Origin of the sequence: Tessaracoccus lubricantis (assembly GCF_039544535.1) — a bacterium.
GTDB lineage: Bacteria > Actinomycetota > Actinomycetes > Propionibacteriales > Propionibacteriaceae > Arachnia > Arachnia lubricantis.
On the sequence record NZ_BAABLV010000020.1, the window covers coordinates 142,442 to 167,154 of the forward strand.

The 24,713-nt window shown below is 69.8% G+C and carries 22 protein-coding genes and 1 pseudogene; 19 read left to right on the top strand and 4 right to left on the bottom strand.

Going from position 1 to position 24,713, the window contains the following annotated elements:
* Window positions 1-115 precede the first annotated feature (115 nt).
* The 3 genes from glmS to ABEA30_RS06920 are packed head-to-tail and all read left to right on the top strand — an operon-like array spanning window position 116 to window position 3,737.
* Window positions 116-1,948, top strand: coding sequence for a glutamine--fructose-6-phosphate transaminase (isomerizing) (glmS, locus tag ABEA30_RS06910; protein WP_345580983.1), 1,833 nt, complete (start codon window positions 116-118; stop codon window positions 1,946-1,948).
* Window positions 1,949-1,998: 50 nt separating this feature from the next.
* Complete coding sequence (locus ABEA30_RS06915) at window positions 1,999-2,349, top strand: holo-ACP synthase (protein ID WP_345580986.1); 351 nt, start codon at window positions 1,999-2,001, stop codon at window positions 2,347-2,349.
* On the top strand, window positions 2,346-3,737 hold the full coding sequence (locus tag ABEA30_RS06920; protein ID WP_345580989.1) for an NAD(P)H-hydrate epimerase: 1,392 nt from the start codon (window positions 2,346-2,348) through the stop codon (window positions 3,735-3,737). The genes ABEA30_RS06915 and ABEA30_RS06920 overlap by 4 nt, the downstream gene beginning before the upstream one ends.
* A 22-nt stretch (window positions 3,738-3,759) precedes the next feature.
* Here the strand turns inward: ABEA30_RS06920 and ABEA30_RS06925 are convergent, their stop codons facing one another.
* Complete coding sequence (locus ABEA30_RS06925; protein ID WP_345580992.1) at window positions 3,760-4,953, bottom strand: Dyp-type peroxidase; 1,194 nt, start codon at window positions 4,951-4,953, stop codon at window positions 3,760-3,762.
* Window positions 4,954-5,055: 102 nt separating this feature from the next.
* Here ABEA30_RS06925 and ABEA30_RS06930 point away from each other — a divergent pair, with 102 nt between their 5' ends.
* Both ABEA30_RS06930 and ABEA30_RS06935 read left to right on the top strand, forming a co-directional pair.
* Window positions 5,056-5,571, top strand: coding sequence for a copper chaperone PCu(A)C (locus ABEA30_RS06930; RefSeq protein WP_345580995.1), 516 nt, complete (start codon window positions 5,056-5,058; stop codon window positions 5,569-5,571).
* Window positions 5,572-5,655: 84 nt separating this feature from the next.
* Window positions 5,656-6,792 (top strand): glycosyltransferase family 4 protein, encoded by a 1,137-nt coding sequence (locus ABEA30_RS06935; protein WP_345580998.1) that lies wholly within the window; start codon window positions 5,656-5,658, stop codon window positions 6,790-6,792.
* Window positions 6,793-6,977: 185 nt separating this feature from the next.
* On the opposite strand, the gene ABEA30_RS06940 is transcribed toward ABEA30_RS06935, so the two are convergent.
* On the bottom strand, window positions 6,978-7,583 hold the full coding sequence (locus tag ABEA30_RS06940) for a hypothetical protein (RefSeq protein ID WP_345581001.1): 606 nt from the start codon (window positions 7,581-7,583) through the stop codon (window positions 6,978-6,980).
* A gap of 72 nt (window positions 7,584-7,655) precedes the next feature.
* Here ABEA30_RS06940 and ABEA30_RS06945 point away from each other — a divergent pair.
* The 12 genes and pseudogenes from ABEA30_RS06945 to ABEA30_RS07000 form a co-directional block, all read left to right on the top strand.
* A pseudogene (locus ABEA30_RS06945) lies at window positions 7,656-8,972 on the top strand (DEAD/DEAH box helicase); the annotation flags it as partial.
* Between the two features lie 41 nt (window positions 8,973-9,013).
* Window positions 9,014-9,931: a tRNA (adenosine(37)-N6)-threonylcarbamoyltransferase complex ATPase subunit type 1 TsaE gene (tsaE, locus tag ABEA30_RS06950; protein WP_345581004.1), complete on the top strand. Its 918-nt coding sequence runs from the start codon at window positions 9,014-9,016 to the stop codon at window positions 9,929-9,931.
* Window positions 9,928-10,602, top strand: coding sequence for a tRNA (adenosine(37)-N6)-threonylcarbamoyltransferase complex dimerization subunit type 1 TsaB (gene tsaB / locus ABEA30_RS06955; RefSeq protein ID WP_345581007.1), 675 nt, complete (start codon window positions 9,928-9,930; stop codon window positions 10,600-10,602). Before tsaE ends, tsaB begins: the two co-directional genes overlap by 4 nt.
* Window positions 10,599-11,087: a GNAT family N-acetyltransferase gene (locus tag ABEA30_RS06960; protein WP_345581009.1), complete on the top strand. Its 489-nt coding sequence runs from the start codon at window positions 10,599-10,601 to the stop codon at window positions 11,085-11,087. The genes tsaB and ABEA30_RS06960 overlap by 4 nt, the downstream gene beginning before the upstream one ends.
* Complete coding sequence (tsaD, locus tag ABEA30_RS06965) at window positions 11,080-12,123, top strand: tRNA (adenosine(37)-N6)-threonylcarbamoyltransferase complex transferase subunit TsaD (RefSeq protein WP_345581012.1); 1,044 nt, start codon at window positions 11,080-11,082, stop codon at window positions 12,121-12,123. The genes ABEA30_RS06960 and tsaD overlap by 8 nt, the downstream gene beginning before the upstream one ends.
* Window positions 12,124-12,316: 193 nt before the next feature.
* The gene (locus tag ABEA30_RS06970) at window positions 12,317-14,209 is read left to right on the top strand and encodes an ABC transporter family substrate-binding protein (RefSeq protein WP_345581015.1); all 1,893 of its coding nucleotides are present in this window, start codon (window positions 12,317-12,319) and stop codon (window positions 14,207-14,209) included.
* 167 nt (window positions 14,210-14,376) lie between these two features.
* Window positions 14,377-15,897: an ABC transporter permease gene (locus ABEA30_RS06975; RefSeq protein WP_345581018.1), complete on the top strand. Its 1,521-nt coding sequence runs from the start codon at window positions 14,377-14,379 to the stop codon at window positions 15,895-15,897.
* 13 nt (window positions 15,898-15,910) lie between these two features.
* Window positions 15,911-16,885 carry an ABC transporter permease gene (locus tag ABEA30_RS06980; protein WP_345581021.1) on the top strand — a complete coding sequence of 325 codons (975 nt, stop codon included), beginning with the start codon at window positions 15,911-15,913 and terminating at the stop codon, window positions 16,883-16,885.
* A gap of 3 nt (window positions 16,886-16,888) precedes the next feature.
* Complete coding sequence (locus tag ABEA30_RS06985; protein ID WP_345581024.1) at window positions 16,889-18,637, top strand: ABC transporter ATP-binding protein; 1,749 nt, start codon at window positions 16,889-16,891, stop codon at window positions 18,635-18,637.
* A gap of 90 nt (window positions 18,638-18,727) precedes the next feature.
* Window positions 18,728-19,858 carry a class I SAM-dependent methyltransferase gene (locus ABEA30_RS06990; RefSeq protein WP_345581027.1) on the top strand — a complete coding sequence of 377 codons (1,131 nt, stop codon included), beginning with the start codon at window positions 18,728-18,730 and terminating at the stop codon, window positions 19,856-19,858.
* Between the two features lie 2 nt (window positions 19,859-19,860).
* Entirely contained in the window at window positions 19,861-20,346 is a 486-nt protein-coding gene (locus tag ABEA30_RS06995; protein ID WP_345581030.1) for an NUDIX hydrolase, read from the top strand.
* Between the two features lie 74 nt (window positions 20,347-20,420).
* Window positions 20,421-21,302 (top strand): class I SAM-dependent methyltransferase, encoded by an 882-nt coding sequence (locus tag ABEA30_RS07000; RefSeq protein ID WP_345581033.1) that lies wholly within the window; start codon window positions 20,421-20,423, stop codon window positions 21,300-21,302.
* On the opposite strand, the gene ABEA30_RS07005 is transcribed toward ABEA30_RS07000, so the two are convergent.
* Window positions 21,286-22,488: an MFS transporter gene (locus tag ABEA30_RS07005; RefSeq protein ID WP_345581036.1), complete on the bottom strand. Its 1,203-nt coding sequence runs from the start codon at window positions 22,486-22,488 to the stop codon at window positions 21,286-21,288. The two genes, ABEA30_RS07000 and ABEA30_RS07005, sit on opposite strands and share 17 nt — an antisense overlap.
* A 37-nt stretch (window positions 22,489-22,525) precedes the next feature.
* Here ABEA30_RS07005 and ABEA30_RS07010 point away from each other — a divergent pair, with 37 nt between their 5' ends.
* The gene (locus ABEA30_RS07010; protein WP_345581039.1) at window positions 22,526-23,086 is read left to right on the top strand and encodes a sugar O-acetyltransferase; all 561 of its coding nucleotides are present in this window, start codon (window positions 22,526-22,528) and stop codon (window positions 23,084-23,086) included.
* Between the two features lies 1 nt (window position 23,087).
* Window positions 23,088-23,684: a TetR/AcrR family transcriptional regulator gene (locus ABEA30_RS07015; RefSeq protein WP_345581042.1), complete on the top strand. Its 597-nt coding sequence runs from the start codon at window positions 23,088-23,090 to the stop codon at window positions 23,682-23,684.
* Here the strand turns inward: ABEA30_RS07015 and bioB are convergent.
* Entirely contained in the window at window positions 23,614-24,666 is a 1,053-nt protein-coding gene (gene bioB, locus ABEA30_RS07020) for a biotin synthase BioB (protein WP_345581045.1), read from the bottom strand. The two genes, ABEA30_RS07015 and bioB, sit on opposite strands and share 71 nt — an antisense overlap.
* Window positions 24,667-24,713 lie beyond the last annotated feature (47 nt).

The window sequence follows — 24,713 nt, forward strand, 5'->3', positions numbered from 1 at the left end:
ATACGCCGGTGCATGCGGCGCTTGGGCGAGGCCTCACGGAACGCCGGGAGGAAGCACAAAACACTCCGAAGCGCAAATGTCAAGAAGCGCGCAAACATGCTGTACGGTTTTCGACGTGTGTGGAATCGTTGGATACCTCGGAACCCGTGACGGACTCGACGTCGTACTGAGCGGCCTGCGCCGGCTCGAGTACCGCGGCTATGACTCGGCAGGCATCGCCATGCCGCACGACGGGCAGATCGCCTGGCGCAAGCGTGCGGGCAAGATCGCCAACCTGGCAGACGCCATCGAGCAGGACCCCCTGCCCCAGGGCGCCGTGGCGATCGGCCACACCCGCTGGGCCACCCATGGCGCGCCGACCGACGCGAACTCGCACCCGCACGTGGCGCAACGCGTCGCCATCGTGCACAACGGCATCATCGAGAACCACGACGCGCTGCGCGCCGAACTCAACGGCGTCGAGTTCTCCTCCGAGACCGACTCCGAGGTGGCCGCGCACCTGCTCAACAAGGAGGTCGACGGCGGCGCCAGCCTCGTCGACGCCATACGCACGGTGGCCGCCAAGCTCGAGGGCGCCTTCACGCTGGTGGCCGTCGACGCGCAGGACCCGGACCGGATCGTCGCGGCCCGCCGCAACTCGCCGCTGGTGGTCGGCAAGGGCGACGGCGAGTACTTCCTCGCCTCAGACGTCGCCGCGTTCATCGCGCACACCCGCGAAGCCGTCGAACTTGGGCAGGACCAGATCGTCGAGATCACCCCCGACGGCGTCAACGTCACCACGTTCGACGGTGGGCCGGCCGAGACGAAGGACTTCCACGTCGACTGGGACCTGGAGGCCGCGCAGAAGCAGGGCTTCGACTGGTACATGCGCAAGGAGATCTTCGAGCAGCCCACCGCAGTCGCCGACACGCTGCTGGGCCGCCTCAACGACCGCGGCGAGCTGGTGCTCGACGAACTGCGCATCAGCCCCGAGACGCTGCGGCGCATCAACAAGGTCGTGATCGTGGCCTGCGGCACCTCCTTCTACGCCGGGCTGGTGGCCAAGTACGCCATCGAGCACTGGACCCGCATCCCGTGCGAGGTGGAGCTGGCCTCCGAGTTCCGCTACCGCGACCCCATCGTCGACCCCATGACGCTGGTGGTGACCATCTCGCAGTCGGGTGAGACCGCCGACACCCTCATGGCCATCCGTCACGCGCGCGAGCAGCACGCGAAGGTGGTGGCGATCTGCAACACCAACGGCGCCACCATCCCGCGCGAATCCGACGCGGTGATCTACACCCATGCCGGGCCCGAGATCGGCGTGGCCTCCACCAAGGGCTTCACCACCCAGCTGGTGGCCTGCTACCTGCTCGGCCTGTACCTGGCGCAGGTGCGGGGCATGAAGTACGGCGACGAGATCGCCGCGCTGCTCGGCGAACTCGAGCGCATGCCCGCCGCCATCCAGGGGCTGCTGGACAACTCCCAGCCGGTGCTGGACCTGGCCGCGGAGCTGGCCGACGCCACCTCCGTGCTGTTCCTCGGCCGGCACGTGGGCTACCCCGTCGCGCTGGAGGGCGCATTGAAGCTCAAGGAACTGGCCTACATCCACGCCGAGGGCTTCGCCGCGGGCGAGCTGAAGCACGGCCCCATCGCGCTGGTCTCCGACGAGCTCCCGGTGTTCGTGATCGTGCCGCCGCGCGGCCGTGACCAGCTGCGCGACAAGGTGATCTCCAACATCGCGGAGGTCCGCGCGCGTGGTGCCCGCACCATCGTCCTGGCGGAAGCGGGCGACGAGGAGGCGCGCGCCGTCGCATCCAACTTCATCGAGCTGCCGAAGGTCTCCACCCTGCTGCAGCCGCTGCTGGCCGTCGTGCCGCTGCAGCTGTTCGCCTGCGAGCTGGCCACCGTGAAGGGCCATGACGTCGACCAGCCGCGCAACCTCGCGAAGTCGGTGACCGTCGAGTAACGCCGTCGAGCCTTGTCGAAACCGCCAGGGGTGCCCGGTAGGGTTTCTCCATGATCGTGGGCATCGGCACGGACCTGGTGGTCATCGAGCGTTTCAAGCGGATGCTCGACGAACGCCCCAAGCTCGGCGAGCGGCTCCTCACCGACGGTGAGCGCAGGCTCTCCGTCGAGTCCCAGGCGGCGCGGTTCGCCGCGAAGGAGGCGTTGGCCAAGGCGCTCGGGTCGCCCGGTGGGATGCGCTGGCTCGACTGTGAGGTGGTCCGCTCCGACGACGGCATGCCATCGTTCGTGACCAGCGGCTCGGTGGCCGCGCGCATCGAGGCCCTCGGCATCACCCGCATCCACCTGTCGATCAGCCACGACGGCGGGTACGCCACCACGATGGTGGTGTGTGAGGCATGAGGCAGGTCATCACTGCGCAGCAGATGCGCGACGCCGAGCAGCGGGTCTTCGACGCCGAACCCGACGTCGACCTCATGGGCCGCGCCGCGCGCGCCGTGGCGAAGATCGCGGAGGGGGTCGCGCCCAGCGGCCCGGTGCTGGTGGCCGTGGGCCCCGGCAACAACGGGGGAGACGGGCTGTTCGCCGCCGCGCACCTCGCCGACCACCGCCCCGTCACCGTGTGGCTGGCCATGGGCAAGGGCCACGAGGCAGGGTTGGCGGCCGCGCGCGCCGCCGGCTGCCACGTCGTCGACGCCGTGGCCGCGGCCGCCGCCCTCGGGGACGCTGCGCTGGTGATCGACGCCGTGACCGGGCTGGGCTCCCGGCCGGAGCTGCCGACCACGACGGCGACGTTCGCCGAGGCCTGCGAGGCCTCCGCGGTGCCCGTGCTGTCGGTCGACCTGCCCAGTGGCCTCGACGCCGACTCCGGCCAGGTCCACGACAGCTTCCGCGCGCAGCACACCGTCACGTTCGCCGCGCTCAAGGCGTGCCACGTGCAGGAACCCGCGGCGTCGCGCTGCGGTCAGGTGCACGTCGTCGACATCGGGGTGCCGGTCCCGCAGGACGAGGGGCAGGCGGTCCGGCAGGCGGACGAGGCCGACGTGGCGCGCTGGTGGCCGCGGCCTGACGCCACCTCCGACAAGTACTCCCGGGGCGTCGTGATGCTCGACACCGGGTCGGAGCACTACCAGGGCGCGGCGCTGCTGACCGTCGCAGGCGCGCTCAATGCCGGCGCCGGCATGGTGCGCTACACCGGCCGCGTGCACTCGGGGCTGGTGCTCTCGAGGTTCCCGAGCGTGGTGGTAGGCGAGGGCCGTGCCCAGGCCATGGTGCTGGGGTCCGGCTGGGGCGACACCGACGGCGCCGAGGGCCGCGTCGCCAACGCCCGCCTACACGGCCTGCCCGCCGTCGTGGACGCGAACGCGCTGTACGCCTTGCCGCAGGGTCGGCTGGACGGCTGGTTGCTGACGCCGCACGCTGGCGAGCTGTCGCGGATGCTGGGTTGCTCGCGGTCCCACGTGCAGACGGAGCCGGTCAGTTGCGCGCGCGAGGTGGCGCGGACGACGGGGGCCGCGGTGCTGTTGAAGGGTGCCACCCAGTACGTGGCCGAACCGTCGGGGCGGGTGACCATCGCCGTGCCCGGGCCGAACTGGACGGCGCAGGCCGGGTCGGGCGACGTGCTCGCCGGCATCTGCGGCACGCTCCTCGCGGCAGGGCTGCCGGCGTGGCGGGCCGGCGTCGTGGGCGCGAGCATCCAGGCGATGACTGCCGCTCGCAACCCCGGCCCGTATCCGCCGGACGCCCTCGCCGCGCGGCTGCCGGAGGTCATCGGCTCGCTCCTCGCCTGAGCCCGGGCCGAGGAGGGAGTGGTCAGGCGAGGAGCGTCTCGCCGATCCAGCCGCCCTCCCGGAACCCCGGCGGGATCACGAACACCGCCGAGCCGATCGCAGTGGTCCACTCGTTGAGCGCATCACCCTGGTCCAGCATCCGCTGCACGGGGATGAACTGGTCCGCGATGGAGGCCTGGAACGCGCAGAAGATCAGCCCGGAGGTCTCCACCGCCTTGCCGCCCACCCAGTCGTCGTGGGTGTAGTTGAGCCCGCGGCGCAGCATCCGGCGGCCGTTGTTCTGCGACGGATGGCTGCGCCGCGAGTGCGCGTCGAGCGCGATGACCGGCACGCCGTCCCTGGTCGCGGCGAGGTCGACGTCGTCGTGCTCCTCACCGCCGGTGAGGGGGACCCCGGTGTCGAGGCGACGACCGACCGCGGCCTCCTGACGGTCGCGCACCGCCTCGTCCCAGCCGGTGAGGTCCATCTCGATGCGGCGCACCACCAACTGCGTGCCGCCAGCCAGCCAGTCGTCGGAGGAGACGACGGCGGCCGCGAGGTCCTCACCCGTCGGGTTCGCGGAGCCGTCGACCTGCCCGAAGAGGTTACGGCCGGTGACCGGCGCGCCGGCCGCATCCACCGGGCGCCAGGAGCCTCGCTGCGTCCAGCGCCGCGTGGCGAACGGGGCGGCGTCGGTCACGAAGCGGCGCACGGCGTGCGCGACGCTGGTGGCGTCGTCGGCCGAGACCCAGACGAGCAGGTCGCCGCCCGTCCAGCGTTGGTCCAGCCGGTCGTGCTGCATGGGCGGGATCTCCTGGAAGCCTGCGGGGCGGCGGGCCCCGAGGCCGTCGAGGTCGAAGACGCGGGGGCCGAGCCCGACCAGGGCGGTGAGCGAGACCCCCGGTTGCGCCATGTCGGGCGCGAAGTCTCCGGCGGCGGGGCGGCCCTCGGTGAGCGCCACCACGTCGCCGGTCCAGGCGCGCAGCAGCCGACCGAGCGCGGCCTTGTCGGTCTGTGGGAGCAGGTCGAAGGCCACCAGTTCGCCCACCTGGGTCTTCGGCGTGAAGATGCCTGCCTGGTGGGTTCCGTAGGGGGAGTGGGTCTGCCCGATGACCCCTCCGTCGACACGGGCGTCGGTGGGCGATGCGGTGGCCCGCCCGGCGACCACTCCGGCGGCGCCAGCGATGCCGGCGGCACCGGCATAGCCGAACACGCCTCGACGGCTGACCTGGGACATGCGGCTCAGTGTACGTGTGGCGCGGCGGGCTCCGCGTTGGGATGGGGCTCGGACGGGTGGGCAGATACCCGCTGGGGTATCGATTCGGGTAGCCTCGCAGCCATGCAGTTGCGTACTTTCGCCCTGGCCGCCTCCGCCGTCCTCCTCGCCGGTTGTTCCGCCGCCGCCGACGCCGCCCCCGGCGTCCTCGCCGCAGATCCCTGGGCCCGCACCACCGATGGTGCCGAGCGCCCCGACATGACGGCCGTCTTCGTGAACCTCACCAACCCCACCGACGAGGACCGCATCCTGGTCGAGGCCGACTGCGGTGACGTCGCCGAGGTGACGGAACTCCACGTCATGGAGGAACACGACGGGAAGATGGTGATGGTCGAGGCCGAGGACGGCATCACGGTGCCCGCCGGCAAGCACTGGCACCTCGCGCCCGGCGGCCCGCACATCATGCTCATGGGCCTCACCCGCGAACTCCCGGCGGGCTCGGAGGAGCTCACCTGCACGCTCACGTTCGACGATGGCCAGGCCATCGAGATCGTGGCGCCGATCAAGCAGTTCACGGAGGAACAGGACACCTACCACGAGCACCTCGAGGACGGCACCGAGGTCACCCCGGGCGGTTGAGCGCTGACAAGGGTTTCACCCACCGTTTACCCGGGGTTCTCTTGACACCGGGGTTTGGTTCACCGTCGTGAGTATTCTGGTGCTGTGAGAGTCGCGATCGTCGCAGAATCTTTTCTCCCGAACATCAACGGGGTCACCAACTCCGTCCTTCGGGTGTTGGAGCATCTGAAGGCGAACGGGCATGACGCGATGGTCATCGCACCGGCCGACGGCGGCAGGACGCCCAAGGACTACCTCGGCTTCCCCGTCGTGCAGGTCAACTCGATCGGGCTGCCCGGCTACGACGTCGTGCGCGTGGTGACCACCACCAGCTTCAACATCGAGCGCATCCTCACGAACTTCCGCCCCGACGTGGTCCATCTCGCCGCACCGTTCATCGTCGGCTACAAGGCCGCCTCGGTCGCGGCGAAGCTGGGCATCCCCATGGTGGGCATCTACCAGACGGAGATCCCGACGTACGCGGCGCGCTACGGCGTCCCGTCGCTCGAGCCGGTGTTCTGGCACCACCTGCGCCAGGTGCACTCGCTCGCGTCGCTCAACTTCGCACCCTCCACCTTCGCCCGTGACCAGCTGGTCGAGCAGGGCATCCCGCGCGTGGGCGTGTGGGGCCGCGGCGTCGATTCCGTGCGCTTCGACCCGGCCAAGCGCAGCGCCGAGTTCCGCGCCCGGTACGCGCCCAACGGCGAGCGGCTGATCGGCTTCATGGGTCGCCTCGCCTCCGAGAAGCGCGTGGAGGACCTTGCGGCCGTGGCCGCGCTGCCCGGCACGCGCATCGTGATCATCGGCGACGGCCCGCTGCGGGCACAGCTCGAGGCAACGCTGCCCAACGCGGTGTTCACCGGCCAGCTCACCGGCGAGGACCTGCCCACCGCGCTGGCCAGCCTCGACCTGTTCGTGCACACCGGTGACCTCGAGACCTTCTGCCAGGCCATCCAGGAGGCGAAGGCCTCCGGCCTGCCGATCGTCGCGCCGCACCGTGGCGGCCCCATCGACCTCGTGGACCAGTCCCGCACCGGCTGGCTGTACCGCCCGGGTGACCTCGCCGCGATGCGCGGCCACGTGGCAGACCTCATCGGCGACGACGCCAAGCGCCAGGCCTTCGGTGCCGCGGCCCGCGAATCGGTGCTCGGTCGCACCTGGAGCACGGTGTGCGCCGAGCTGGTGGGCCACTACAACAAGGCCATCCGGATGTCGGTGCGCGGCGGTCACCTCGTCGCCTGAACGGGGCACTGACCGGCGAAATGGTGTCGACGGCGCACTTGGTGTAAGCTCGACAGGCCCGATACGGCGCCCTTAGCGCCACGCTGGCGCCCAAGCGCCAGATTTTCCGATGAGCGGGCAGTCCAGTCTCAGGTGGACCCAATCCCTGAGCGCATTTACCCCTCGAAGGGCACAACACCATGTCTTCACCGAAGCGCAAGGCTCGGTGGTCCGCTGAAAAGCGCTCCGCCAAGGGCCTCAACCCCCAGCGTCGCGGCGGCCGTCCGGAACGCCGCGACGACTCCGCACCGCTGAACCGCAAGCAGCGTCGGGCGATGCAGTTCGCCGACCGCAATGACAACCAGGCGCCCCGCGAGGAGCGCCGCGACGACGAGCGCCGCGACGACCGCCGCTCGAACGGCTGGGGCGAGCGCCCCCGCCGCGACGACCGGTTCTCCCGTGACGAGCGCCGGCCGCGTTTCGAGCGCGACGATCGCCGTCGTGACGACCGCTCTGATCGTGACGACCGTCGGCCGCGTTTCGACCGTGACGATCGCCGTCGTGATGATCGCTTCGACCGCGACGACCGTCGCCCGCGTTTCGACCGCGACGACCGCCGTCGTGACGACCGCTTCGCCCGCGACGACCGTCGCCCGCGTTTCGACCGTGACGACCGCCGTCGTGACGACCGCTCGGACCGCGACGACCGCCGCCCGCGCTTCGAGCGCGACGGCCGCCGCAGCGACTCCTACGGCGAGCGCCCGCACCGCAAGCCCTTCGAGCAGCGCCACTCCTACGAGCCGCGCGGCCATGAGGACCGCCGCCGCCCGTTCGAACGTGACCGCGACCGCCGCGAGCAGGACTTCGAGGTGGAAGCCGACCAGATGAGCTGGGAGGCCACCACGACGGAGGGTGTGCAGGGCGAGATCACGTCCGGCTTCCTCGAGCTCGGGGTCGACGAGCAGCTCGTCCGGGTGCTCGCCGCGCAGGGCATCACCGAGCCGTTCCCCATCCAGCAGGCGACCATCCGCGACGCCATCGCCGGGCGCGACGTGCTCGGTCGCGGCCGCACCGGCTCGGGCAAGACGCTCGCGTTCGGGCTGCCGATGCTCACCCGCCTCGCCGCCGGTTCCCCGGTCGGCGCGCCGCGGGCGGTCATCCTGACCCCCACCCGTGAGCTGGCGCTGCAGATCGCCGACAACCTGTCGCCGCTGGCGGCCACCGTCGGCATCGACCTGACGCTCATCGCCGGTGGCATGAGCTACGGCCCGCAGCTGAAGGCCTTCGCCCGCGGCGTGGACGTCGTCGTGGCCACCCCCGGCCGCCTCATCGACCTGATCGAACAGGGCGCGGCAGACCTCAGCCAGGTCGAGATCACCGTCCTCGACGAGGCGGACCACATGGCCGACATGGGCTTCCTCACCGAGGTGCGCACCATCCTCGACGCCACCCCTGAGGGCGGGCAGCGGCTGCTGTTCTCCGCCACGCTGGACGACGCCGTCGGTTCGCTGGTGCGCAAGTACCTCTCGGAGCCCGTCACCCACGAGGTCGACTCGGGGAAGGCGTCGGTGACCACCATGGTGCACCGCCCCATGCTGGTGAAGCCGCACCACAAGAACCAGGTCACGGCGGAGATCGCCAACCGCGACGGCCGCACCGTGCTGTTCGCCCGCACGCAGATGGGCACCGACCGCATCGCCGGCCAGCTCCGTGAGGCCGGCGTCATGGCTGGTGCGCTGCACGGCGGCCTGACGCAGGGCGCGCGCGCCCGCATCCTCGCGGCCTTCCGCGAGGGCACCGTGCCCGTGCTGGTCGCCACCGACGTCGCGGCCCGCGGCATCCACGTCGACGACGTGTCGCTCGTGCTGCAGGTCGACCCGCCGCGCGACTCCAAGGACTACCTCCACCGCGCAGGCCGCACGGCGCGCGCCGGGAGCGAGGGCGTCGTCGCGACCATCGTGCTGCCGCACCAGCGCAAGATGGCCAAGCGCCTGCTCGGCCAGGCCGGCGTGCACGCCGAGGGCCTCGACGTGGAGCCGGGCTCGCCCGAACTGCGCGAGGCCACCGGCGCCCGCCCGGTCAGCGGCACCCCGATCGAGGAGGCCGACTACCTGGCCCTCATCGCGCCGAAGCAGCAGCAGCGCCGCCGTCCTGACGGCCCGCGCGGCGGCCGTGGCGGATACCGCGGCGGAGGCCGTGGACGCAAGCGTTGGTGATTGTCAGGGATTAGTATTTTCCCGCTATGACATCTGACCTCGAACTGCGGGTGGCCGAACCGGCCGACGCCGCCGAACTGCTGCACGTGATCCGGGCGGCTTTCTCGGCGCGTCGCCCGGTGGACCCGCCCGCGGACGCCCTCACCGACACCGTGGCCGACATCGAGCACGCGCTCACCACCGGCTCCGGCGTCGTGGGGGAGGCCCACGGCCACATCGTGGCAGGGCTCCTCATCGAGCTCGACGGCGACGTCGCCACCCTCCGGCGCGTCTCGGTGCTGCCCGAGTACGCGGGCAGGGGCATGGCCAGGATGATCGTGCAGAGCGCGCTGACCCTCGCCGTCGACCTGGGCGCCCGACGTGTGGAGATCCTGGCGCGGGTGGAGTTCCCGGAGATCGTGCAGTGGTGGAGGGACCACGGCTTCGAGGTCCTGGGCGACGTCCCGCACGGCCACACCATGGGCCGCGACCTGCCCGTCATCATCGAGGTCCCCACGGCCGACGCCATGCGTGAGCTCGGCGTCAGGCTCGCCGCGCTGCTGCGCAAGGGCGACGTGATCGTCGCCACGGGCGACCTCGGCGCCGGCAAGACCACGCTGACGCAGGGCATCGGCGAGGGCCTCGGCGTCATCGGGCCGATCATCTCGCCCACGTTCGTCATCTCGCGCGTCCATCCGCACCCCTCCGACGGCCCGGCCCTGGTGCACGTGGACGCCTACCGCCTCGGCGGCGCCGCAGAGCTCGCCGACATCGACCTAGACGCGTCGCTGTCCGAGGCCGTCACGATCGTCGAATGGGGTTCCGGCCTGGCCGAGTGGTTGGCCGAGTCCCGCCTCGAGATCGACATCGTGCGCGGCATCGACACCGAGGAGCGCACCGTCTATCTCGCCGGCACCGGCCCCCGCTGGGCCGGCGCCCTGGAGCCGTTGAGGGAGCACGCATGACCTGGACCGTGGGAATCGACACCAGCCACGTGGTGGCGGTCGGCATCGCGCGCGACGGTGAACCCGTCGCCCGCGTGATCGTCGACGACACCCGCGCCCACGCCGAGGCGCTCATGCCGTCGGTGCTCGAGGCCTGTGCGCAGGCCGGCATCGCGCTGACCGACGTCGACGAGTTCGCCGTCGGCATGGGGCCGGGGCCGTTCACGGGCCTGCGCGTCGGCATCGCGACCGCGTGGACGCTGGCGCTGGCTGGCCACAAGCCGGTGCACGGGGTGTGCTCGCTCGACGTCGTCGCGCTCCAACGCGTCCTGGCCGTCCCCGCGGCAGGGGGTGACGCGTCGAAGGGCACGCCCGCGTTCGTCGTCGCGGCCGACGCGCGGCGCAAGGAGCTGTACTGGGCCACCTACGACGCCGAGGGCAACCGCCTGGGGGAGCCGCAGGTCAGCGCCCCCACCGAACTGCCGGACCTGCCCGTCGCCGGGGCGGTCCCGGCCGAGTACCACGAGTTCCTCCACATCCAGGGGCCCGATGCGCTGGACCCCGCCGTCCTCGCCGCCCGCTGGGCCTCGCTCGCGCCCGCCGGGGACGAGCCGTACTACCTACGCGCTGCGGACGCGACCGTGCCGGGCAAGCCCAAGTCGGCGCTGCCGCGCCTGCGAGCGCGCCGATGAACGTCGACATCGCCACGCTCGACGACCTGCCCGCCATCCTCGCCCTCGAGGCGAACTTCGAGCGGCGCGTCTGGTCGGAGCAGTCCTGGCACGACGAACTGGTCGGCTCGGGCCGCTTGGTCCTGATCGCCCGCCAGAGCGAGGGGCAGGTCGTGGGCGTCGCCTGCTTCCAGCACGTCGACGAGGTCGTCGACCTGCACCGCATCGTCGTCGCGCCCGAGGAACGACGGCTGGGCTTCGCCCGCGTCATGCTCGTCGCCGGGCTGCAGTGGGCCATCGAGCAGGGCGCCAGCCGTGTGCTGCTCGAGGTCGACAACACCAATGTCCCCGCCATCGCGTTGTACCGTGGCTACGGGTTCCGCCAGGTGGCGACCCGCCGCGACTACTACGCCCCGGGCAGGGACGCGCTCATCCTGGAGCGGCCACTCGAAGGCGTCGACGTCGATTCCGTCGGCATGTGGGACATGGAGGCACTCGATGACTGAACCGCTGGTACTGGGCCTCGAATCGTCGTGCGACGAGACGGGCGTCGGCATCGTCCGCGGCCACACGCTGCTCGCCAATGAGGTCGCCAGTTCGGTGGACCTCCACGTCCGCTTCGGCGGCGTCGTGCCTGAGGTCGCCAGCCGGGCCCACCTCTCCGCGCTGATCCCCACCATCGAGCGGGCCGCCGAGAAGGCCGAGATCGACCTGGCCGACGTCGACGCCATCGCCGTCACGGCCGGCCCCGGCCTGATGGGCGCGCTGGTGGTCGGGCTGGCATCGGCGAAGGCGCTGGCCGCCTACCTCGGCAAACCGCTCTACGGCGTCAACCACCTCGTGGGCCACGTCGCCGTCGACCTCCTCGACCACGGCGCGCTGCCCATGCCGTCGATCGCCCTGCTGGTCTCCGGCGGCCACACGTCCCTGCTGCACGTCGAGGACATCGCCACGAAGATCACCGAGATCGGTGCCACCATCGACGACGCGGCCGGCGAGGCCTACGACAAGGTGGCGCGCATCCTGGGCCTGTCCTATCCGGGCGGGCCGGTGATCGACAAGCTCGCGCAGGAGGGCGACCCCAACGCCATCCGCTTCCCGCGCGGCCTGACCGCGCGCCACGACCTGGAGAAGCACCGCTACGACTTCTCGTTCTCCGGCCTCAAGACCGCCGTCGCCCGCTGGGTGGAGCAGCGGCGCCTCGACGGCGGGCACATCCCCGTCGCAGACGTCGCGGCGTCGTTCCAGGAGTCCGTGTGCGACGTGCTGACCGCCAAGACGGCGGCTGCCGCGCAGGAGTACGGCGTCGGCACCATCCTGCTGGGCGGGGGTGTGGCCGCCAACTCCCGGCTGCGCACGCTGCTCGAGGAGCGCGCCAACGCCGTCGGCATCGAGTTGCGCCGGCCCCGGCCCGGGCTGTGCACCGACAACGGCGCCATGATCGCCGCGGTGGCCAGTGAGGTCATCCGGGCGGGCATCGAACCCTCGGGATTGGACATTTCGGCGCACTCCGGCCTGCCGGTCAGCAGGATCGCGGTCTGATAAGGCCGAATTTCTTCTCGTTCAAAGATTGCGGGACAAGGCAAGACACCAAATGGACACAAACTGGTAACGATCTGGTGTCAAAGATCGTGCGTTTCTTCCGTCACGCACTTAATTGTCGATAAGGTCACCAGCACTAAGTTGGGTCCTCTGCGTGGGGCCCACGAGTGTCGTCCTACGACAAGGAGAATCAATGAAGTTCAGGCGAACCACCGCCTCGCTGGCAGTCATGCTCAGCGGCGCGCTGCTGCTCAGCGCTTGCACCAGCCCCGACGAGACGGACACCCCGCCGGCCGGCGAGACCACCGCCGCGACGGGTTCTGAAAGCCCCACGGACACCGCCAGCGCGGAGCCCTCCGAGTCCGCTTCGGGCTCCGGCTCCGAGAACCCGGCAGCCTGCCTCCAGGACGTCGGCATCACCGCGACCCAGGACGGCGAAGTCCGCTACACCGCGGGCCCCGGCGACTGGAGCGGCTACAACTCGATCACGTTCAAGACCTACTCGACGTACAACTCGGCCGTGGCCGCGCACATGTTCTCGAGCTTCGTCTACTTCGGCACCGATGGCACCATCTGTGACAACAAGGACTTCGGTTCCTACGAGGTGCTCTCCGAGGATCCGCTCGAGGTCCAGTACACGATCAACGACGACGCGACCTGGTCCGACGGCACCCCCGTCACCATCAACGACTACCTGATGGACTGGGCGGCCCAGAACCCCGAGTTCCTCGTCCCCGGCTACGCCAGCGGTGAGAACCCCGAGGCTCCGGTCGTGTTCGAGCACGTCTCGAGCTCCTTCGCCCAGTACGTGCCCGAGGGCCCGCAGGGTGAGGTCGGCTCGAAGACCTTCACGGTCAAGTACAGCAGCCCGTACCCGGACTACAAGCTCGTCGTCGGCTCGGCACTGCCGGCCCACGTCATCGCCAAGCACGCCGGCGTGACCCCCGAGGAACTGGCCCAGGCCGTCCTCGACCGTGACGCCGAGACCATCAAGAAGGCTGCCGAGTTCTGGAACACCGGCTGGGCCTACAACCCGGGCGAACTGCCGGCCGACCTGTCGGACGTCCCCTCGTCCGGCCCCTACAAGCTGAAGGAAGGCGGCTGGACCGCCGGTCAGTCGCTGACCCTCGAGGCCAACGAGGACTACTTCGGTACCCCGCCCGCCACGAGGAACCTGATCTTCCGCTTCATCGACGACGCACAGCAGGTGCAGTCGCTGCAGAACGGTGACGTCCAGGTCATCCAGCCGCAGGGCACCGTCGACCTCGTCGGCCAGCTCGACGCCATCGGCGACGCGGTGAAGGTCGACACCTTCTCCTCGCTGACCTGGGAGCACCTCGACTTCAACTTCCGTGACTCCAGCGCCTTCGCTGACGCCAACGGTGGCCTCGAGCTGCGCCAGGCCTTCGCCTACTGCGTGCCGCGCCAGCAGATCGTCGACCAGCTGATCAAGCCGATCAGCCCCGACACCGTGGTCATGAACGCCCGCGAGGTCTTCCCGTTCCAGGACGACTACCAGGAAGTCGTTGACGCCTCCTACGGTGGCGAGTACGACGCCGTCGACATCGAGAAGTCCAAGGAGCTCGTCGCAGCTTCCGGCGTCTCGACCCCGATCGACATCCGCATCGGCTACCGCGCGGGCAACCAGCGCCGCACCGACACCGTCGCCGCGATCAAGGCCTCGTGTGACCAGGCCGGCTTCAACGTCATCGACACCAACGCCGCCGACTTCTTCGACGTGGCGCTGCCCAACGGTGACTACGAGGTTGCCCTGTTCGCGTGGGCCGGCTCCGGCCAGATCGCCTCGGGCCAGAACATCTACGCCACCGGCAAGGGCCAGAACTACGGCGAGTACAGCAACGCCGACGTCGACGCGGCCTGGGAGGAGCTCGCCTCCACCCTCGACCGTGAGACGCAGGTCGAGGCCACGAAGAAGATCGAGAAGGGCCTGTGGGACACGCTGTACGGCATCCCGCTGTACGCCCACCCCGGCATCGCGGCCTACGATTCGACGCTGCAGAACGTTCGCGCCACCGCGACGCAGGACCAGATCTCCTGGAACGCGCCGCAGTGGCTGAACAGCTGACCTCCTGAGGTCAGTGCCTAGCCGCTGAACACGTGAGGGGGCAGGTGACTTCCCGGAGTCACCTGCCCCCTTCCGTTGCCAAATGACGCGTGTGGCGTAGACTCAGCGCGCCAGAGTTTGGACATGCGCGAGTTCAACTCCGAAAAACCTGTAAGGAACGCATACCTGTGATCAGATACATCGCCAAGCGCTTGGGGATCTCAATCCTCGTTCTGCTGCTCGGCTCGCTGTTGTTGTTCGTGCTCACGATCAACTCGGGCGACCCACTGTCAGACCTCCGAGAATCCAATGCACCGAACCGTGACAACCTGATCGCACAACGCATCAACTACATGGGGCTCAACAAGCCGTGGTACGAGCGCTACTGGGACTGGCTCACAGGTGCCTCCAAGTGCCTCATCGGACAGTGTGAACTTGGCCTCGACCGCAAAGGGCAATCCGTCAACGCCATGGTCGTGACGGCGGCAGGCTCGACGCTGCGCCTGGTCGTCCTCGCCACGCTGCTGGCGATCATCATCGGCGTGACGCTCGGCATCGTCACCGCCATCCGCCAGTACTCCGGCTTCGACTACGCCGTGACGTTCATGGCCTTCGTCTTCTTCTCGCTGCCCGTGTTCTGGTTCGCCGTGCTGCTGAAGCACTACGCCGCCATCGAGTTCAACAACTGGATCAAGGAGGCGCAATTCAGTCCATGGACCATGGTGATCGTCGCTGCGGTCGCCGCCTTCATCCTGATGGCGGCCATCGGTGGTGAATGGAAGCGCCGGCTCATCAACTTCGCCGTCGCCTTCGTCGTGTTCGGCGGTGCGCTGTTCTACTTCGACGCCGTGACCTGGTTCCGCCGCCCGTCGATCGGCCTGCCGATCTTCGCCGTCGTCGCGCTCGCGCTCGCCGCACTGATCATCGGCATGACGGCCGGCTTCGGCAACAAGCACGTCCGCAACGCCGTGGGCACCACCGCAGTCATCGGGATCGTCGGCTACGGGTTGATGCGTGGCACGCTCATGACGAACCCGTCCTGGGTCCTCCTGGCCATCTGCCTCCTGGTCGGCATCGCCATCGCGCTGGTGAGCGGCTGGGTCTTCGGCGGATTCTCCCGCAAGCAGGCCATGACCTCCTCGTTCCTCTGGGCAGTGCTCGCCTCGCTGCTCGCCATGGGCGACCTGCTGCTCAGCAACTGGTCCAAGTACCTCAAGGACCAGCCGCGCCCCATCCCGACGATCGGCTCACAGACCCCGAACTACGACTCGACGTTCTGGAACCACGCCATCGACAACCTCACGCACCTGGCACTGCCCACCGTCGTGCTGACGCTCGTGTCGATCGCCGCATACACGCGCTACACCCGCGCGTCGATGCTCGACGTGCTGAACCAGGACTACATCCGTACCGCCCGCTCGAAGGGCATCTCCGAGCGCAAGGTGATCACCAAGCACGCGTTCCGCAACTCGCTCATCCCGCTGGCCACGATCGTCGCCTTCGACTTCGCCGGCCTCATCGGCGGCGCCGTCATCACCGAGACGGTGTTCGGCTGGCAGGGCATGGGGCAACTCTTCAACGTCGGCCTCAACGAAGTGGACCCGGCGCCGGTCATGGCCTTCTTCCTCGTCACCGGCACCGCTGCCGTGTTGATGAACATGTTGGCCGACATCGCCTACGCCTTCCTCGACCCGCGGATCGCGCGCTAAGGAGATTGCAGAAATGACCCAGGATCCGAACCGCACCCCGCTGCAGATCGAGGGCGACGCCTTCTCCATCGAGGACGACGTCGAGACCACCAACACCCGGTCGTACTCGCAGGGCCAGCTGGTCCGCCGGCGCTTCTTCCGACACAAGGGCGCCATGATCGCCCTGACCGTCCTCATCCTCGTCGTCCTGCTGGCCTACACCTCGATCGGTGTGGGGCCGCTGCCCGGCTGGTGGGACAAGGACTTCATGACCCCGTACCCGCCGGTCAACGGCGGCCAGCCGACGCTCCAGCTGTGGCCCTTCCAGATCGGTGAGCACCCGTTCGGGCAGGACACCATCGGCAAGGACTACTTCGCGCTGGTGATGCAGGGCGCGCAGCAGTCGCTGTTCATCGCCTTCATGGTGGGCCTGCTGGCCACGTTCATCGGCACCGCCGTCGGTGCCGTCGCCGGCTACTACCGCGGCATCGCCGAGACGCTGCTGATGCGCATGACCGACCTGTTCATCATCATCCCGACGCTGGTGCTGGCCGCCGTGCTGGGCCGCATGGCAGGCGCCAGCATCTTCCTGCTCGCGCTCGTCCTCGGCCTGGTGTCGTGGACCGGCCTGGCCCGCCTGGTGCGCGGCGAGGTGCTGTCGCTGCGCGAGCGTGAGTTCGTGGCCGCCGCCCGCGCCGTCGGCACCCCTGCGCCGCGCATCGTCGTGCGCCACATCCTCCCCAACGCGCTGGGCACCATCGTCGTCAACGCGACGCTGCTCATCTCGTCGGCCATCCTGCTCGAGACCGCCCTGTCGTTCCTCGGCTTCGGCGTCAAGGCCCCGAACACGTCGCTCGGCCTGCTGGTCAGCGAGTTCCAGAACGCGCTGACCACCCGCCCGTGGCTGTTCTGGTGGCCGGGCATCTTCATCCTCACGATCGCGCTGTGCGTCAACTTCATCGGTGACGGTCTCCGCGACGCCTTCGATCCCCGCCAGCAGATGGACTGATTCATGACGACGACTGACAACCAGTACTCCGGCCAGCGGTTCCACGGCGAGAACCCCGTCCTCAAGTTCGACGACCTCGACGTGCGGTTCCGCACCGAGTTCGGCACCGTCCACGCCGTCAAGGGCCTCACGCTGTCCGTCGAGCCCGGCGAGGTCATGGCGCTCGTGGGCGAATCGGGCTCCGGCAAGTCCGTGTCCGCGACGACGGCGCTCGGCCTGCTGCCGAAGACCGCCCGCATCCAGGGCGAGACCCGCGTGGCGGACCGGCCCATCAACAACCTCAGCGCCCGAGACCTGCGCAAGGTCCGCGGCAAGAGCGTGGCGATGGTCTTCCAGGAGCCCATGACGGCGCTGAACCCCGTCATCAAGATCGGTGACCAGCTCATCGAGTCGATGGAGGTCCACGGCGTCGCCTACGGGCGCCAGGCGTGGAACCGCGCCATCGAACTGCTCAAGGCCGTGGGCATCCCCGGCGCCGAGCGCCGCGTCAACCAGTTCCCGCACGAGCTGTCCGGCGGCATGCGCCAGCGCGTCGTCATCGCCATGGCGCTGGCCTGCGACCCCGAGGTGATCATCGCCGACGAGCCCACCACCGCCCTCGACGTGACCGTGCAGGCCGAGATCCTCGACCTGCTGCGCTCGCTGAAGGACAAGCTGAACACCGGCATCCTGCTCATCACGCACAACATGGGCGTGGTGGCGGACATGGCCGACAACGTCGCGGTGATGTTCAAGGGCAACATCGTGGAGCGCGGCCCGGTCGAGCAGGTGCTGCTCCACCCGCAGCACCCGTACACCAAGAAGCTGCTCGCCGCCGTCCCGCACCTGGGCGACGGCCCCGGGCAGTTCGGCGAGGCCCCCAACCCCGTGGCCGAGACGGCCGAGGCGGCGCTCGAGGTGAGCAACCTCGTCGTCGAGTACCACCGCACCGGCAAGAAGCCGTTCCGCGCCGTCGACGACGTGTCGTTCGACGTGCGCCGTGGCGAGATCGTCGGCCTCGTGGGCGAGTCCGGCTCCGGCAAGTCGACGATCGGCCGGGCGCTGCTCGGCCTCATCCCGTCGCACTCGGGCCAGGTCAAGGTGCTGGGCGAGGACCTGCTGTCGATGAAGGGCAGCGAGATGCGCCAGCTGCGCAAGCGGATCGGCGTGATCTTCCAGGACCCGGCCGCGTCGCTGAACCCGCGGTTCCCCGTCGGTGGCGTCATCTCCGAGCCGCTCGAGGTGCACAAGGTGGGGGACCGGAAGTCGCGCGAGGCCCGCGTGCACGAACTGCTCGAGGCAGTCCAACTGCCGCGCTCCGCCTTCAACCGCTACCCGCATGAGCTCTCCGGTGGCCAGCGCCAGCGCGTGTCGATCGCGCGGGCCTTGGCGTTGAACCCGGATCTCCTGATCGCCGACGAGCCCACCTCGGCGCTCGACGTGTCGGTGCAGGCGTCGGTGCTGGCGATGTTCACCACGCTGCAGAAGGAGTTCGGCTTCGCGTGCCTGTTCATCTCGCACGACCTGGCCGTCATCGACTCCCTGGCGCACCGCGTCGTCGTGATGCAGTACGGCAAGATCGTCGAGGCCGGCACCCGTGAGCAGGTGTTGCTGAACCCGCAGCAGGAATACACCAAGCGCCTGCTGGCCGCGGCCCCGGTGCCGGACCCGATCGAGCAGCGGGAGCGGCGGGCCGCCAGGCACGCCCTGCTGAAGGAGCTGGGCGACGAGATCGTGGAACTCGACACCCGAGAGCTCGACTTCGAGAAGTGAGCCCGCAGCGTGTCCTGGGCGGGTCGTTCGCGGCTGGTCGAAGGACGCTGGGCGTATCCCACCGAGTGGCCATGCCCAGGGTGTCACGACATGACCAGCACTGAGCGCCTGGCCGCGCTGGACGCGGCGATGCACGAAGCCGATCCCTCGTCGCTGAAGGCGGGGGAGCGGCTTCGTGCCCGTTTCGCCCCCGACGACGTGGCGTGGGCCCTGACCCAGGCCGGCCTGCGCCGCAAGGGCGGGGCCAAGTTCGAACGCGCCGGGGAGATGCTGTTCACCCCGGCCGGGCTGGAGCAGGCCTCGCGCGAGCCGGTGGCCCGTTGGCGGGCGGAACGGTTCGTGGCGGCGGGCGTGACCGAGGTGTGGGACCTCGGCTGCGGCATCGGGGCAGACGCCATGGCGTTCGCTGCAGCCGGGCTGCGCGTCGTCGGGGTGGAGCTCGACGCGGAGACTGCTGCAGTCGCGCAGCACAACCTGAACCTGGTGGGCGGCGGTGAGGTCATCGTCGGTGCGGCCGAGGACGTGGAGGTCCCGCGCGGCGCCGCGGTGTTCCTCGACCCGGCCCGCCGCACCGCGCGTGGCCGCACGTGGAACGTGGCCGACTTCACGCCGTCGTGGGACTTCGTGCTGGGCCACCTGGCGTCGGAGCGGTTCGTGGGCGTCAAGCTGGGCCCGGGCGTGCCGAAGGAGTTGATCCCGGGCGGGGTGCAGTCGTGCTTCGTGAGCCATCGTGGCGACGTGGTGGAGGCGTCGCTGTGGAACCGGCTGCCGGCGGGGCCGCGCGCCGTCGTGCTGGATGGGACCGGGCAACTCGAACTCACCGCCGAGGGGCGCAGGCAGCTCGAGGCGCGACCCGTGGGCAGCTACGTGCTCGAGCCCGACGGCGCGGTCATCCGCGCCGGGCTGATCGACGCCGTCGAACCGGGCCGCGACCTGTGGCTGCTTGATCCCCACGTCGCCTACCTGTCCTGCGACGAGCCGGTGAAGTCGCCGTACGTCACCTGCTTCGAGGTGCTGGAGGTCCTGGACCACGACGTCAAGCGGCTGCGGTCCTGGGTGCGGGAGCACGCCGTCGGCACGTTGGAGATCAAGAAGCGCGGCATCGAGGTGGACCCGGCAGCGCTGCGCAGGCAGCTCAAGCCCAAGGGTCCCGGCGCGGCCACGCTCATCCTGGCGCGCACGGTGGAGGGCACTCGGGCGCTGGTGTGTAGGAGAATCTGACCATGGCCTTCTCCCCGGAGCTGACGACGCTCGGCTACCTCACGACGCCGGACCGCAGCCGGGTGCTGCTGTGCCACCGGGTGGCGCGATCGCACGACGAGCAGCTGGGCAAGTACAACGGCCTGGGCGGCAAGGTGGAGCGGGGCGAGGACGTCGCCGAGGCGATGCGCCGCGAACTGCGCGAGGAGGCCAACGTCGAGGTCACCGAGATGGAGCTGCGCGGCACCGTGGCTTGGCCCGGTTTCAACGGGCGCGACGTGTTCGGCTTCGTGTTCCTCGTCACCGGCTTCACGGGTACCATCCCGGACAGCAACGCAGAAGGCACGCTGGCCTGGCACGACGTGGCCACCATGATGGAGCTGCCGATGTGGGACGGCGACAGGCACTTCCTGCCCCTGGTCTTCGACGGTGGCCCGCAGTTCCACGGCGTGATCCCCTACGACGGTGGCCACAGCGTCGGATGGCAGGTGTCGCGCGACGCTGGTTGAGCCGCGACCTCTGGGGACACGCTGGTTGAGCCGCGAGCTCTGCGAGCGTGTCGAAAACCCCTAGGCTGGCCCGCATGAGCAAGGTCGGAGACGTCGAGGTCAGCGACGAACAGGTCCGTGAAGCCAACCGGGCCAACTGGGACGAGCGGGCGCCGCTGCACGCCGCTTCCGCGTCGTACGACCTGGCGCAGTACGCGGCTGATTCCTCGAAGTTGTCGTCGGTCGTGACCGACGACAGGGAACCGCTGGCGCGAGCGCTCGGCCGCGACCCGGAGTCCAGGCTCCCGCTCGAGGGGCTCGACCTGCTGCACCTCCAGTGCCACATCGGCACCGACACGCTCTCGCTGGCGCGGCTCGGCGCCCGCGTCACCGGAGCCGACTTCTCCACGGCCAGCCTGGCCGCCGCCCGACGCCTGTTCGATTCCGCAGGGGCCGAGGGCACCTTCATCGAGACCGACGTGCAGCACGCCGGGGACAACGTGCCGGGCCGCTTCGACGTCGTCTACACCTCGATCGGCACCGTCACCTGGTTCCGCGACCTCGACGCCTGGGCCCGCAGCATCGCAACGTTGCTGCGCCCGGGCGGCACCTTCTACATCCGCGACGGCCACCCCGCCATGTTCGCCCTGGACGATGAGCGCACCGACGGCGAACTGGTCGTGCGCTATCGGGCGCTGGCCGACGGCACCTCCGAGGCGTGGGACGACGAGGACACCTACGCCAGCGACGACAAGCTCACCAACGTGCGCACCTACGACTGGCCGCACCCCATCTCGGAGATCATCACTGCGCTGATCGGCGCGGGCCTGACGATCACGGGCATGGCGGAGGGGATCCACCTCCCGTGGGAGGCGCTGCCGCAGATGGTGCTGCGCAGCGACGGCGGCGCGTACGAGCTTCCCGAGCACCAGCGGCTGCTGGTGCCGTTGACCTACACCATCACTGCCCAGCGGTAGCGGCCCGTCGGCCCTGCAGCACGGACGCCAGGAACACCACCAGGAGCCCGGCCACCGGCACGATCAGCAGGCCCATGCGCAGCGAGACGTTGTCGGCGACGGCACCGACGATGGGCGGTGAGACCAGGAACCCCACGCGCAGCAGCCACGACACGATGGTCAGGCCGGTGCCGGCGCGGAGCCCCGGCAGATTGTCGGCGGCGTGCATCGCGGCAGGCACGAACGTGGCGCACCCGAAGCCGGCCGCGGCGAAGCCGAGCACGGTGCCCGGCACGCTGGGCCACGCCAACGCCAACCCCATGCCGACGGCGATGAGCAGGCCGCCGAAGCGGGCGACGCCGCGCTCGCCCCAGCGGTCGACCATCCGGTCGCCCAGGATGCGGCCCACGAATTGGGCGCCCACCAGCGACACGAAACCGAACGCCGCGAGCGCGCCCGGGGTGCCCAGCGTCTGGAGGTAGAGGGTGGCCCAGGAACTGCCCAGGTCCTCCACCACGCTGCCCGCGATGCAGATCAGTGACAGGGCGGCCAGCACCGCGATGGTGCGCGGGCTGACGCCGCGTCGGACCTTGTCGGCGACTTCGGCGGGGTCGGCGACCGCCCGCTCGTCGCCGTCGTGGCCGGGCAGGGCGTTGCGCTGCGCGAGGACGGCGACGACGGTGAAGATGACTGCCGAGATCGGCAGGTGCACGGCGAGCGGGAGCCGCAGCGCGATGGCACCGGCGGCCATGAGGCCGCCGGCCACGGCGCCCATGGACCAGAAGGCGTGGAACGAGTTGATGATGGACTGCCCGTAGCGGCGTTGCACCCGCAGGCCGTGGGCGTTCTGGGCGACGTCGATGATGGCGTCCGCGGCCCCGACGGCGAACAGGGCACCCGCGAACAGCGCCAACGACGGCGCCACGCCGGCCGCGACCACCAGCAGGCTGGCCAGCATGGTGCCGCAGGTCGCGACCCGGGCGGAAGTGAACCGTCGGATGAACCAGGCCGCGGCCAGCCCGGCGACGATCGCGCCCACCGGCATGGCCGCCACCGCGAACCCGTAGACGGTGTTGCCCAGGCCCAGCGCGTCCTTGATCTCGGGGTAGCGGGGCATGAGGTTGGCCACGATCGCGCCGTTGGTGAAGAACATGGCGTTGACGGCGGCGCGTGCGGCCTTCACGTCAGGCGGGATGCGGGATGTCATGCGTACGATCGTACGCATGATGGTCTAGGCTGGCAAAATGACTGGGAAGAGCAACTGGCAACGCATGGTCGATGGGGAGTTGTACATCGCCGAGGACCCGCACATGGCGCAGCGCAGTCGTCGCGCCGTGGAACTGGCTGACGCCTATCACCGCGCCTTCGTCGCGGGCGAGTCTGGCGCCCGTGGGATCCTCGCCGACCTGGTGGGGACGCTGGGTGACGATGCGTTCGTCCGCCCGCCCCTCAGCGTGGATTACGGCGAGTTCCTGCACATCGGTGCGCGCACCTTCATCAACTGCAATCTGACGGCGCTGGACGTCGCCGTGATCAGGATCGGTGCGGACTGCCAGATCGGGCCGAACGTGCAGTTGCTCACGCCGTGGCACCCCATCGAGCCCGGCCCGCGCCGCGACAAGTGGGAGTCCGGCTCGCCCATCACGTTGGAGGACAACGTGTGGCTCGGGGGTGGTGTCATCGTCCTGCCCGGCGTGACGATCGGGGAGAACTCCATCGTGGGCGCGGGGTCCGTGGTGACGAAGGACGTGCCCCCTGGGATCGTCGTTGCGGGAAATCCCGCCAGGGTCATCAGGGAGTTGTGACGTGGCGCGGCGTCACGACCCCGAGCGTCGCGATCGGATCATCGACGCGTGTCTCGACGTGATCGCGGAACACGGAGTGGCCGGCGCCTCGCACCGGAGGGTGGCGGCGGCCGCCGACGTGCCCCTGGGGTCGATGACCTATCACTTCGAAGGCATCGACGAGTTGCTGTACCTGGCATTCGAGCGGTTTTCGATCCAGGAGGCCGCCCACTTCGAGCGACGCATGCACGCGGCCACGACCTTCGAGGAGGCGATTGAGGCGATGCTCCGCATCACCACGGAGGATGTCTTCGACAGCCAGCGCGACCTCATCCTCACGCACGAGTTGTATGCCCTGGCCGCACGTCGACCCGAGTTCCGGGAACTGTGCCACCGGTGGATGGGACGCAGTCGCGCGGCGCTCGAACGGCAGTTCGACGCCCGCACAGCACGCATCCTCGATGCCCTCAATGAGGGCCTGACCACACAGCGTGCCCTCGATACCCAGCCTTGGGGCACCGCCGTGGTGGTCGATGCCATCCAGCGGGTCACGCGTTCGCGGCAACCTCCGTCCCCGCGCCCCGACGACGGGTCACCGTCTCCGGCGCAGTCGCGGTGAGGCGGTGGTCGGAGCCGTAGATGGTATAGCCACCGTCGGCCAGCATCCCGAGATCCTGTGTCCCGGCCTGGCCCTCGGAGGTGAGGTAGTCGCCGAGGAACAGCGAGTTGCAGATCTCGAGGCTGAGCGGCTGCAGGGAGCGCAGGTGCTGCTCGCGCCCTGCCGAGACGCGCACGTCGGCGGCTCCGTGCACGAAGCGGATCATCGCGAGGATGCGCAGGCACGTGTGGGGCGTGAGCTCGTGGTGGCCCTCGAGGGGCGTGCCGTCGAAGGGCATGAGGAAGTTGACGGGCACGGAGTCGGCGCCGATCTCCTTGAGTTGCAACGCCACCTCCACCAGTTGCTCGTCGGTCTCGCCCATGCCGGCGATGAGGCCGGAGCACGCCGAGAGCCCGTGCTCGCGGGCGTGCTGGACGGTGTCGCGGCGGTCGTCGTAGTCGTGGGTGGTGCAGATGTTGTCGTAGTGGGACTCTGCGGTGTTGAGGTTGTGGTTGTAGGCGTCAGTCCCGACGGCGGCCAACTTCTCGGCCTGTCCGTCCTTGAGGATGCCCAGGCAGGCGCACACCTCGACGGCGGGGTTCTCGTCCTTGAGGTCCTCGACGATCCTGGAGACACGCTCGACGTCACGGTTCGACGGGCCCCGCCCGGAGGCCACGAGGCACACGCGCCCGGCGCCGGCGCGGATCCCCGCCCTGGCGGCGGCGAGGGCGTCCTCGTGCGTGAGCCAGGTGTAGCGGAGGATGTCGGCTTCCGAGCCGAGTCGCTGTGAGCAGTAGAAGCAGTCCTCGGGGCACTTGCCCGACTTCAGGTTGACGAGGTAGTTCACCTTGGTGGCCACGCCGTGGAAGTGTCGGCGCACGCGCCCGGCTGCTGCCACGAGCTCGTAGGTGCGCTCGTCCGGCAGTTGCAGGACGGCCAGGGCTTCGTCGGGGGAGATGCCGCCGTCGGCGATGGCCTTCTCCGCCAGGGTGTACAGGTCCACGGGTGCTCCTTCGCGTTTGAACAGTGTTCAATCGCAGCTTAACAGTG